The 10,651-nt window shown below is 41.1% G+C and carries 13 protein-coding genes; 2 read left to right on the top strand and 11 right to left on the bottom strand.

The features are described from left to right. Window positions 1-20: 20 nt before the first annotated feature. The 3 genes from ACQRDX_RS06005 to ACQRDX_RS06015 are packed head-to-tail and all read right to left on the bottom strand — an operon-like array spanning window position 21 to window position 2,987. Window positions 21-1,301, bottom strand: coding sequence for a DNA cytosine methyltransferase (locus tag ACQRDX_RS06005; RefSeq protein ID WP_172091181.1), 1,281 nt, complete (start codon window positions 1,299-1,301; stop codon window positions 21-23). Beyond that, window positions 1,298-2,554: a DNA methyltransferase gene (locus ACQRDX_RS06010; protein WP_172091180.1), complete on the bottom strand. Its 1,257-nt coding sequence runs from the start codon at window positions 2,552-2,554 to the stop codon at window positions 1,298-1,300. The genes ACQRDX_RS06005 and ACQRDX_RS06010 overlap by 4 nt, the downstream gene beginning before the upstream one ends. Beyond that, window positions 2,526-2,987: a hypothetical protein gene (locus ACQRDX_RS06015; protein WP_044679092.1), complete on the bottom strand. Its 462-nt coding sequence runs from the start codon at window positions 2,985-2,987 to the stop codon at window positions 2,526-2,528. The genes ACQRDX_RS06010 and ACQRDX_RS06015 overlap by 29 nt, the downstream gene beginning before the upstream one ends. 361 nt (window positions 2,988-3,348) lie before the next feature. Here ACQRDX_RS06015 and ACQRDX_RS06020 point away from each other — a divergent pair, with 361 nt between their 5' ends. Both ACQRDX_RS06020 and ACQRDX_RS06025 read left to right on the top strand, forming a co-directional pair. Beyond that, entirely contained in the window at window positions 3,349-3,630 is a 282-nt protein-coding gene (locus ACQRDX_RS06020) for a type II toxin-antitoxin system RelB/DinJ family antitoxin (protein WP_172067642.1), read from the top strand. Between the two features lie 2 nt (window positions 3,631-3,632). Beyond that, a complete protein-coding gene (locus ACQRDX_RS06025) occupies window positions 3,633-3,905 on the top strand; it encodes a type II toxin-antitoxin system YafQ family toxin (RefSeq protein ID WP_032511746.1) in 273 nt (90 codons plus the stop codon). 23 nt (window positions 3,906-3,928) lie between these two features. On the opposite strand, the gene ACQRDX_RS06030 is transcribed toward ACQRDX_RS06025, so the two are convergent. The 8 genes from ACQRDX_RS06030 to ACQRDX_RS06065 form a co-directional block, all read right to left on the bottom strand. Continuing rightward, window positions 3,929-4,294 (bottom strand): HNH endonuclease, encoded by a 366-nt coding sequence (locus ACQRDX_RS06030; RefSeq protein WP_172067640.1) that lies wholly within the window; start codon window positions 4,292-4,294, stop codon window positions 3,929-3,931. Between the two features lie 24 nt (window positions 4,295-4,318). Then, on the bottom strand, window positions 4,319-4,690 hold the full coding sequence (locus tag ACQRDX_RS06035) for a hypothetical protein (protein ID WP_172031297.1): 372 nt from the start codon (window positions 4,688-4,690) through the stop codon (window positions 4,319-4,321). 32 nt (window positions 4,691-4,722) lie between these two features. After that, complete coding sequence (metK, locus tag ACQRDX_RS06040; RefSeq protein WP_172091179.1) at window positions 4,723-5,760, bottom strand: methionine adenosyltransferase; 1,038 nt, start codon at window positions 5,758-5,760, stop codon at window positions 4,723-4,725. A gap of 47 nt (window positions 5,761-5,807) precedes the next feature. After that, window positions 5,808-5,990: a DUF6900 domain-containing protein gene (locus ACQRDX_RS06045; protein WP_024388637.1), complete on the bottom strand. Its 183-nt coding sequence runs from the start codon at window positions 5,988-5,990 to the stop codon at window positions 5,808-5,810. 249 nt (window positions 5,991-6,239) lie between these two features. Continuing rightward, window positions 6,240-6,716: a hypothetical protein gene (locus ACQRDX_RS06050; protein WP_024412698.1), complete on the bottom strand. Its 477-nt coding sequence runs from the start codon at window positions 6,714-6,716 to the stop codon at window positions 6,240-6,242. Continuing rightward, the gene (locus ACQRDX_RS06055) at window positions 6,709-8,085 is read right to left on the bottom strand and encodes an SNF2-related protein (protein WP_427895360.1); all 1,377 of its coding nucleotides are present in this window, start codon (window positions 8,083-8,085) and stop codon (window positions 6,709-6,711) included. Before ACQRDX_RS06055 ends, ACQRDX_RS06050 begins: the two co-directional genes overlap by 8 nt. Beyond that, window positions 8,066-8,347: a VRR-NUC domain-containing protein gene (locus tag ACQRDX_RS06060; protein ID WP_003084768.1), complete on the bottom strand. Its 282-nt coding sequence runs from the start codon at window positions 8,345-8,347 to the stop codon at window positions 8,066-8,068. The genes ACQRDX_RS06055 and ACQRDX_RS06060 overlap by 20 nt, the downstream gene beginning before the upstream one ends. Before the next feature lie 284 nt (window positions 8,348-8,631). Further along, on the bottom strand, window positions 8,632-10,651 hold a 2,020-nt coding region (locus ACQRDX_RS06065; protein WP_427895362.1), incomplete at its 5' end, for a phage/plasmid primase, P4 family.

The raw sequence follows: 10,651 nt of genomic DNA on the forward strand, positions 1-10,651 counted from the left end.
TATATCCAGTCATTTCTCGATTATTTTGAAGATATTTTCGATAATCCTTTGCTCGCTAGAATGGCACAACCAATGGTATAGACAACTGTTACCGTCACACCATTCCCAGCTTGTTTATACAGTTGGGCATCGGAGTTTACTGCTTGGGCTTTCTCGAACAAATCATCCGAAAAACCTTGTAGTCGAAAACATTCTCTAGGGGTTAAACGTCTAATTTTCACCACTCGATCATTCCAAACCACAGCACCCATTTGACCACCGCATGATAGGTTATGGGCGATTCCTTTCCCAACTCTTGCTCGTCTCGTGGGAGAGTTGGGATAAGATAAATCCACTGAATCACCTACCTCAGCAACTTGATAACCTTGCTTCGTACCATTTCTGACCTTGATTCCTTCAAGAACACCATGGCGGTCTTGAGAGGTCAATGTGAACATTGGCTCATCCTGTTTCTTGAGCCTACGTCCATTTTGACGCTTATTGATACGATTGGGTGTCAGAATAGGTTGAATTTCGAGTACTCCAGAATTCATCGCAGTCCGCTTTGTAGCTCCAGCAGTATATCGTGCGGTGATACATCGTGCCTCATCTGTCAACTTTGGTTCTGTCAAAGATTGGTCAATAAGATAAAGACCTGTCTTAGCACCCAGTCCTCCACCCTCACCAACAAGGGTTGTGGCAATTCCACTCGGGTCGTAGACGCGATAGCTTTGCATGCCACCTACAAGTTGCTTAAGATGGCTACCGCTTTCTCCGCTGATAGGTAGTACTTTTCGTTGACCTCTGCTTCTAAGATGTCCGAGAGTGTAGATGCGTTCTCGATTTTGGGGAACTCCGTAGTCTTTTGAATTGAACACTTGCCACTCGAGGTCGTACCCTGCTTCATCCAAGATAGAGAGATAGTCGAGATAATCTCGTCCCCCGCCACTTGATAAAAGTCCCTTAACATTTTCAAGGAGTATCCACTCGGGTTTATCTTCTTCCTCTTGGCTTTGGAGGAGGTCAACAAATGTAAAAAAGAGTCGACTTCGCTCACCGTATAGGCCTGCTCGCTTTCCTGCGATAGACACATTTTGACAAGGGCTTCCCGCACACCAGAGATCTGCTTTTGGAAGTTGTGTTGGGTCAATGCTTGTGATGTCGTCATGAAACCATTCTCCTTTCGTGTCGTACATTGCTTCATAAGATTTTCTTGCAAATTTATCCTTTTCACAGTAACCGATACATTTGAAACCAGCTAATTCCAAACCACGACGAAAACCACCCACTCCTGCAAAGAAATCAAGAAAAGTTAAGGTCATACCGTCTCCTCCATCATTGAATAGGCTTCATAAAAGGTCAAAGTCTGGCCATCACGCAATACCGTCACGTTGTCATTTCCTGTTGACTCTATATAACGTTTGACAATGGCATCCACAAACTTCTCATCCAACTCAATGCCGTAACAAACCCTTCCAGTTTGGTCTGCGGCCATTAGGGTTGAACCAGAACCAAGGAATGGATCAAGAACAATCGTCCCACGCATCGATGAATTTTGAATAGGATAAGCCATGAGCGGAATTGGTTTCATCGTTGGGTGGTCTTTACTGGATTTTGGACGGTCATATTCCCAAATGGTTGTCTGTTTACGGTCACTGAACCATTGATGTTTTCCCTTTTGTTTCCAGCCAAAGAGACATGGTTCATGTTGCCACTGGTAGGGACTACGTCCAAGCACTAATGAGTTCTTTTTCCAAATGCAACATCCACTGAGATAAAAACCAGCATCCTTAAATGCCTTACGGAAGTTCAATCCTTCCGTATCCGCATGAAATACATAGATGGAGGCATCAGCTTCCATATGCTTTTCTACTTGAGTGAACATGGAAAAGAGAAATTGGTAAAAGTCACTATCAGGCATATTGTCATTGAGAATCTTTCCAGCTGTTTCTTCTACATCAACATTATAAGGAGGGTCTGTCACAACCAAATTTGCCTTTTTATCACCTAACAGTTGGTCATATGTTTCAGCTTTCGTAGAGTCTCCACAAATCACTCGATGCTTACCAAGTTGCCAAATGTCCCCTCGTTTTGAAAAGGTTGGTTTCTTTAATTCCTCTTCTACATCAAAGTCATCATCTGATAGGTCTTTATCATGAACATTCGACAGGATATCGTCAATTTCTGGTGGTTCAAAACCAGTCAGGTCGAGATTGAAATCCGACTCCTGTAAATCCAAAAGCAAATCTGCCAAAAGCTGGTCATCCCATTGACCGGTGATTTTGTTAAGGGCAATGTTTAATGCCTTTTCATCTTCCTTTGATACATCGACAATGACACATTTGGCGGTTTCATAGTCTAAGTCTTTCAATACAGTTAATCGTTGATGACCGCCAATTACCGTCAAGTCTTTATTGACGATGATGGGGTCAACGTAACCAAACTTGAGTAGGCTTTGCTTAATCTTTTCATACTCCTTGTCACCCTTTTTGAGTTTTTTTCGAGGATTGTAGGAGGCTGGGTGTAATTCAGACAATCGAATTTCTCTAATTTCCATTGTTGGTTGACTTGTCATTGGTTTCTCCTTTATAAAAGCGTGATTGGATGTAACACGAATGGCTACAAAATTTTCTATTTGGATTGGCATAAGATAAAAATGACCTGCCACATTGCTGGCAAGTCAAATCTTCATATGCGGTTTTTGATTTATCGTGTTCGTTAGAATGTGTTGTCCACCAAACCTTACGACACTTATCCGAACAGAACTTCTTTGGTCTTCCTATTTTATGAATTTTCAGTGCTTGATAACACTGGGGGCAACGGAGTCCGTCATTCTGGTCGGCTTTTGCCATCTGCTTTGTCGCCGCTCCATGACCAAGCAATGCTGGATTTCGTTTACAGTATTTCTTAACTGAATCTCTAGATAGACCTGTAGCCCTACCGATTAATCCATAGCCAAGACCTTCTGCTCGCATTTTCCAGATTTGTTTGCGTTGACTTTCGTCCATTTGTTTTCCTTTCCAGCAAAAAAGGACTAAAAACAACTATTTTCTACATTGTTTCTAGCCTTTTTCACTATTTTATTACCAAAAATGACATACTAGGGAACGCTACATCCCCACATTAGAAACGTGATAACGGTGGGAACGAACGTAATAATTGAGCGATTTTAATGTACCCGCTTGCGAATTTTGCGAAATTGCACGTTTGAGGGGGCGTCGGTCTTTGCGAGACAAGGTTTTAGAGATTTGATCCCCCCTCCCCCAAAAGGTACGAAAAAAGAGGTACGAATGAACGAAATAATTTTAAGTTTAGGTTGCATTTGTTTAACTTTTGTGGTACATTTAAATAAAAACGGAGGAACACAATATGGCTAAAACTGCAAACATCAATCTACGGATTGAACCATCGACAAAGGCACAAGCTGAAGCTCTCTTTAATAGCTTTGGTATCTCAGTCACTGATGCTATTAATATTTTTCTGAACACTTCCATCATGGAAGGAGGTTTTCCTTTCCAGATAAAGCAACCTCGCTACAACAGAGACACTGAATTAGCTATTGAAGAAGCACGTCAAATCATGGCTGGAAAACTCGAGGCACAGTCATTTAACAACGTTTCGGAACTCTTTGCTTCGCTGGATGAGGATTAAACATGTTAACCTTAGTCACCACAAACCAATTTAGGAAAGACCTCAAGCGAATTAAGAAACGTGGTCTATCATTAAGTAAACTTGAAGCTGTTCTCGAAACACTGTTAAAAGAAAAAACGCTTGACCAACGTTACCGTGACCATGCTCTGGTCGGTAACTATATTGGCTTTCGTGAGTGTCACATTGAACCTGACTGGTTACTAGTATACGCCATTGACAAAGGACAGTTAATTCTAACGGCCTCTCGAACAGGTTCTCATTCAGATTTATTCTAAGTCACCTTGCGGTGGCTTTTTTGTTAGAAATGATAGGTGTACTCGACATACCTATCGTCCGTTTTGGTCTTCCTGTCATGACAAGACTTACAAAGTGCTTGCCAGTTAGATTGATTCCAAAAGAGTTCTTGGTCACCTCGGTGGGGTTTGATATGGTCAACCACTGTTGCCTTGGTCAATCGACCTTTGACTTTGCATTGAACACAGAGTGGATGAACTTTTAAGTAACGAAGTCGTGCTTTGTTCCACTGGGCATTGTATCCTTTGGCTTTGGTTGACTTGGTATCCAGTTGGTAGTTTGCTTTATGGTTCTCACAATACTTGTGTCCATAAGGTACTAGGTTAGGACAACCATTTTGTTTACAAGGTGTACTTGGTCTTCTTGGCATTTTCCCTCCAAAGAAAAAGTACAATTATTCTAGGTAATTGTACTTTACTAATCTATTTATTGCCCTACAAAACAACGTCCATTCTCTTGGAAAATTATTATCACCCGAGCAATTGTAAGTTCTTCCATTCATGACAAATGATACATTCCACTGAGTACCATCTAAAATCTCCATCTCATTTGAATAATATTGCTTCCATTCAGACAGTTTCACACGTTTTAATTGATTTAAGAAGAAAAATAATCGGAGATTGGAGATTGTTTTTATCTCTGCTTCTGTCTCAGGAAATTTTTGGATACTTACCAATTTTTCTTCTACGTTAATATCAATTGAAATCATCGGCAACATGAAACTAAAAAGTGATACGGTTATTGAGGATACTTGAGGATTGGGCATATGAATACTCCTTTTCTCTCTCAATTATATCACTATTTCTCCCAAGGAAAGTAGGCTTTTGTGAAATGTCCGAAGCAAGATGTTTTGGTGTAGTCTACATCCAAGAGATGAAGTTCCTTAATGATACCTCGTGGTGTTAAATCATAACGCTCTCGAATCATTCCTTCCAGTTGTTGTGTAGTGTAGCGACTGGTTCCAAAGGTTTCTACATGCACCGACACAGGTTCTGCAACTCCAATGGCATAGGCTAATTGTACTTCACATCGTTTCGCATACCCTTCTCGAACAATGTCCTTAGCAATCTTTCGTGCCATGTATGCGGCTGAGCGGTCAACCTTGCTTGGGTCTTTTCCAGAGAAGGCACCTCCACCATGATGTGCGAAACCACCGTAGGTATCAGCCACAATCTTACGTCCAGTCACTCCTGCATCTGCAAATGAGCCACCAAAAACAAAACGTCCAGTTGGATTGACTAGAACTTTGAAATCTAGATTCTGACGGTAACGAAGTGCTACTGACATCATAGCTTCAGTCACAATTCGTTTCACTGTGGCAAGGTCAGCCGTTTCGGTATGTTGGATGGAAACTAAAAAGGTATCAATCCGTTTCTTCTCATAGTCGTAGGATACCTGTGCCTTAGCATCCTTTCCAAGTAAGTGGTGACCAATTGACATCAGTTTCTCAAGGACTCGAGTTGCTAGAACATAAGGAAGTGGCAGATACTCAGGAGTTTCGTCTGTCGCATAACCAAACATCATTCCTTGGTCACCAGCACCACCATTATCTACTCCTTGTGCAATATCTGCGCTTTGGAGTCCAAGTAGGTTAGTTACCCGAACATTCTTCATACCAAGTGGCTCGACAACCTGACGAACAATGTTCTCGAGATTAAAGTAATGTCTAGTTGAAATTTCACCAGCTACCACAACTTGGTTATCCTTGATTAAAGTCTCAACTGCCACACGACTTGATTTGTCATACTTTAGACACTCCGTCACAATAGCATCTGAAATCTGATCACAGATTTTATCTGGGTGTCCAACTGAAACTTGTTCACTAGAAATAATCATAATTCCTCCACGCAAAAAGCCCAACCTTTATGAGGCTAGGCTTTACTTTATTTTACTGATTTTTGGCCTGCTTCGTAGGCTCTCTCCAATGCTCTTTTGATACCCCATACCGAAACATCGTAGAAGTCTAGATTGTCGCTCCAACGTTTTTCCAAGGTTTCTACAAAAAGTTCTTCTTTTGCAATTTCTGTTAAAAGGGCATTGAGTTTTTCTTGTTGACGCTTTGTCATTGTATGGTTCTCCTCTTCTTTTGTTGTGTACATATTAACTCTAAAGTGGAGATATATCCAGTCATTACTGGGTATTTTTTGTCTTTTTTGACACTTACAATTCTACCACAAATTTTGACAAAGTGAGGTCAATGTTAGGTCACACTTAGTGCAGGGGGAGGTTACTGGTAGGTCAGGGGGAGGTTACTGGTAGGTCAGGGGGAGGTCAGGGGGAGGTTACTGGTAGGTCAAGGGTAGGTCAGGGAGAGGTTACTTTTCCAAAGAAAATCCCATTTTCATATACACTTCCCTAACATGGTCTAAGACCTTACGTCGCCAATTTCTAACAGTACTTCGACTAATATGAAACTCTCTCATCAAGCTATCCCAATTACTATCTGACTTAAGCATGGATTGCGCAAAATCATACAAATCTCCCTTTAGAAATTTTAAAGCCATCTCAAAATTATCAAGGTCATTAGCCAATCGGATATACCGTTGCGATAAATCCGCCAATTGTTCCTCATTTTCCTGAATCATCTTCTCACGAAAATTCAGCGCAATCATCTCTGACCGTTGATTGGTAGGTGTACTTTTAACTCTAGGTTCATCAGATTTTTCAAAAACTAGTGATCCAATAACCTCATTTTCTGTCACTGGTTTGAAATGTTCCAAACGATACTTTAACATCTCCAAGTCACTTTTGAGTTCATTGTAATTCGTCAGTATGTGCTCTGCCTTATCCATCTGCCCCTCCTACTTGTGCTTTAACTGCTTCAATCAGCCGTTCTTGTTGTGCATCTTTGTTTTCTAGTGCCTTTAGGATTTCTTCATCAATCGTTCCTTCAGTCACAATGTGTTGGATAACAACAGTCTCAGACTCTTGCCCCTGTCGCCAAAGCCGTGCATTGGTTTGTTGGTATAGTTCCAATGACCACGTTAAACCAAACCAGACCAAGTGGTGACCGCCTTTTTGAAGATTCAACCCATGACCTGCTCCAGCTGGATGAAGTAAGCCAACTGGAACATTACCCTTATTCCATTCACGAATATCTTCTTCTGTTTTCAACACCCGACTCTTTACCTTGAGTTTTTCTAAACGACTCATAATCCGAGCCAAGTCATGTTTGAACCAATAGGCAACTAAGATAGGTTCTCCATTTGCGGATTCAAGGATATCTTCAAGGGCATCTAGTTTCTGTTCATGAAGTGACACGACTGTATGATCATCAGAATATACGGCTCCATTGGATAACTGAACTAACTTGTTCGTTAGGCTTGCAGCATTGGCAGCAGTTACTTCTAGTCCATCTAACTCTGACAATACATACTCTTTCTTAAACTGAATGTATTTTTCTTTTTCCTTTTCTGACATACGCACCAGCTTCTTGGTTGAAATCAAATCAGGCATATCCAGATAGTCTAGGGCTTTCATGGAAATGGTAATATCACTAATCTTGTCTTGAATTTGATACTCCGCATAATCCATGGGGATGTATTCATAGACAATGTTTCCATTGCGACGACCTTCTTCAAAGTAGCGACTACGAAACTCACCGATGAAGCGACCAAGACGTTCTCCTCCGTCAATGACTTTAAACTCTGCGAACAAGTCCATTAACCCATTTGAGCTTGGAGTTCCTGTCAAACCAACGATACGTTTCATGTAAGGTCGCATAGCCATGAAGGCTTTGAAACGCTTGGACTGCCAAGACTTGAAAGAACTCAATTCATCAATCACTACCATATTCCACTTGAAATAGGGACTACATTGTTCCACCAGCCAAGGGAGGTTTTCACGATTGACGATATAGATATCCGCATCTTTCTGAAGAGCTACCTTTCGTTGCTTGGGAGTACCAACTATTTTCGAATACCGTAAGTTACGCAACTCAGACCATTGCTCAATCTCGTCACTCCAGACAGTATTTGCGACTCGCAGTGGGGCAATAACCAAAACCTTAGTAACCTCAAATCGGTCAAACATCAGCTCATTTACTGCAGACAAGGTTGTAGCCGTCTTCCCCATCCCCATGTCTAGGATGACTGCTGCATAAGGGTGACCTATGATGAAGTCCTTAGCGACTACCTGATAGTTATGTAATGTCAATTTCATCTAACACTTCTCCAATCATCTCAATGCGGTCAATGACATAAACCTTAAAGCCTAACCGCTCGAACAGTTTATGTCTTGACACTTGTAACTTCCTTGGCTTCTGGTCGGGAGCCTTTACTTCCACCAAGCCAAACTTGCCCTTGGGTAAAAACACCAAACGATCTGGAACACCAGAAAAAGAGGGCGATACCCATTTAGGACAAATACCTCCTCGAGCTTTCACAGACTTCACCAAAGCTTGCTCAACGTACTTTTCTCTCATCGTTCTAAATCCTTTCGTCAAATTGAAGTGTGTAGGTCTAGTGCAGTCATTTCCAAAACTCCTCTTATAGGCTTTTTTTATAGTAATTTTTGCTTATAGGATAGTTTTAGAAAAGACCATAATAGACCTACACAAAATCAAAAAATGTCACTCATGCTGGTCGTTTTAATCATCTATCTGAAACCTCATTCAAAATAAGTTCCAACCTTTCAGTCAACGACTTACACACCTAAAATAATCAAATACCTCTATTGTGGAGATCTGTTGACTAAAAATGCTGGTCATTAATCTAAGAAATCATAACCATCCTCTACCAATTTCAAACCAAGAATGAGATTACCTTTACTAGTCCGTTTTCGTTTAAAACCTGCCTGATCAAGAGCAGAATAGAAATCGGTCGTACTGCGTGTATACTCCATGTTTTTGGCGCAGTAGGCACGGTACTGACTGTATAGTTCTCCTGATTTTTCTGTCAACTGATCACCAACCTCACAACAATCGCTAAGAAAATGTCCTAACCAATCATTGGCTTCTCGGTAAGCTTTGACGGAAGTTAATACGGCAGCTGGTACCTTTGTTTTGAAGTTCGCTTTGATGGCTTTTTCTGCACCTTCGATAATCCAAGACATAATGGCTGGTGCTGCATTGTCATACAAATGGTCCGCAAAGTTTTTGATGTCAGAGCGACCTATGATTTTAGCGTTAAAAGGAATGACAACCAAACGTCGCCAAGTTCCATCATCGTTCGCTCCTACTTTAGGCAGATGGTTAGTGTAAAGAACCAGCGTGTGTGAGGGCACGAAGTGGAATGGATCCTTGTACTTCTTCTCTGCTTGGATTTCATCTGTTGAGGTAATCTGCTTCACAACCGCAGTATTGAGTCGCATCCCTTCTGCCATTTCAGAAGCAATTACCAGACGTTTCCCTTTAATCTCAGCAAGCTCAGGACTGACATTACGCTTGTTAGACATAGTTAAGGCATCCGCAGATAATTTACCTGAATAGCTCCCTAGCACACGAGCGATGGTATTCCAAAAAGTAGACTTGCCGTTCGCTCCGCCTCCATAGGCAATAATCATGTGTTCCTGATAGACCTTACCGATAGCAGCCATACCAATAATTTCTTGAACATAATCAATCAATTCTTGGTCATTACAGAAAAAGGTAGCTAAAGTTTCCTGCCATAATCCCATTCCCTGGTCACTAGGGGAGACTGCGGTTATTTTTGTTATGTAATTTTCAGGATTGTGTTCCTGTTGACCATTTATTCCCTTTCGTAAATCATAGGTTGCCTCTGGGGTATTGAGTAATAAGTCATCACTATCTAATTCTGACAATTCTACTGAAAGCATTGGTTTAGCTGTATTATAGACAGCCATCAAATTCTTATAGTCACGATGTTTCATAACAAATTTATGGAACTCTTTAGCTGCAAGATAAGCTTTTAAATAATTCAATTGAAGTGGGGTTTCGACTGCATTTTCTAGACGCTTTCCTCCAGCCTTAATGGTCAATTCATCAATACCTGAAAACTGAAGTTGCTTATCTGCAGATTCCAAGAGTGCATTCGCTTCAGCAAGTTGTTCATCGGTAAAGTGTACAACAGCACCTAATGCCAACTGCTTATTTTCACGCCAGTGAGTTCCGTCATAGTAAAGATAGTCAGTTGCGTTGGTGTAGGCCAGCTTATTAGCATATTCTCTAGCAAGCACACCAGCCTCGCCTACATCTGAGTAATCATCTGGTTTTAATGTTTCTCTATTAAAAGCATCGGGAGCCACGTAGCCTTTAGATGTTTTTATAGTTCTGTTGTAGAATCGCACAGCACTTCCCCAGATGGTATCTAACTCTGTTTTATCAAGTGGAGGTACACATTTCTGTGCCTGCTCATCAAAGCCATCCCTTGCTTCTTGCGTTACACCTAAACGTTTGACAATCTTAGCTGCAAATACAGACATCGTTGAATTACGACTCCCTTGCTGGATTGGTCCACTGGAAGGAGTATGGAAGTCTGCATCGAAATCTTCCTCGTCATCAATAGACACAGCTTGAAACAAATCTTCATCAATAGTTAGCCATGAATCATGCCATATAACCTGTGCATTGAGATTTCCAAAGAAGAACCTTGCCGCATCCTTGGCATTATCATCAAAAAACTTGTATTGATTACAGAGTTCTTCCTTCATAGCTACGTAGACATCCTTATCAGTTACCTCATTGATTTGGAAGTAGATATGATATTTTGGTCTCGGTGCTTTTCCTGCCTTTACCTGCATATGACTTCGACTAGTTACCAAGGCAAAA

Source organism: Streptococcus sp. SGI.013, from assembly GCF_050315295.1.
GTDB classification, from domain to species: Bacteria; Bacillota; Bacilli; order Lactobacillales; family Streptococcaceae; genus Streptococcus; species Streptococcus porcorum.

Coding starts and splice junctions, on each gene's coding strand:
- ACQRDX_RS06005 (WP_172091181.1), bottom strand. CDS start 1,301: ATGACCTTAACTTTTCTTGATTTCTTTGCAGGAGTGGGTGGTTTTCGT.
- ACQRDX_RS06010 (WP_172091180.1), bottom strand. CDS start 2,554: ATGACAAGTCAACCAACAATGGAAATTAGAGAAATTCGATTGTCTGAA.
- ACQRDX_RS06015 (WP_044679092.1), bottom strand. CDS start 2,987: ATGGACGAAAGTCAACGCAAACAAATCTGGAAAATGCGAGCAGAAGGT.
- ACQRDX_RS06020 (WP_172067642.1), top strand. CDS start 3,349: ATGGCTAAAACTGCAAACATCAATCTACGGATTGAACCATCGACAAAG.
- ACQRDX_RS06025 (WP_032511746.1), top strand. CDS start 3,633: ATGTTAACCTTAGTCACCACAAACCAATTTAGGAAAGACCTCAAGCGA.
- ACQRDX_RS06030 (WP_172067640.1), bottom strand. CDS start 4,294: ATGCCAAGAAGACCAAGTACACCTTGTAAACAAAATGGTTGTCCTAAC.
- ACQRDX_RS06035 (WP_172031297.1), bottom strand. CDS start 4,690: ATGCCCAATCCTCAAGTATCCTCAATAACCGTATCACTTTTTAGTTTC.
- metK (WP_172091179.1), bottom strand. CDS start 5,760: ATGATTATTTCTAGTGAACAAGTTTCAGTTGGACACCCAGATAAAATC.
- ACQRDX_RS06045 (WP_024388637.1), bottom strand. CDS start 5,990: ATGACAAAGCGTCAACAAGAAAAACTCAATGCCCTTTTAACAGAAATT.
- ACQRDX_RS06050 (WP_024412698.1), bottom strand. CDS start 6,716: ATGGATAAGGCAGAGCACATACTGACGAATTACAATGAACTCAAAAGT.
- ACQRDX_RS06055 (WP_427895360.1), bottom strand. CDS start 8,085: ATGAAATTGACATTACATAACTATCAGGTAGTCGCTAAGGACTTCATC.
- ACQRDX_RS06060 (WP_003084768.1), bottom strand. CDS start 8,347: ATGAGAGAAAAGTACGTTGAGCAAGCTTTGGTGAAGTCTGTGAAAGCT.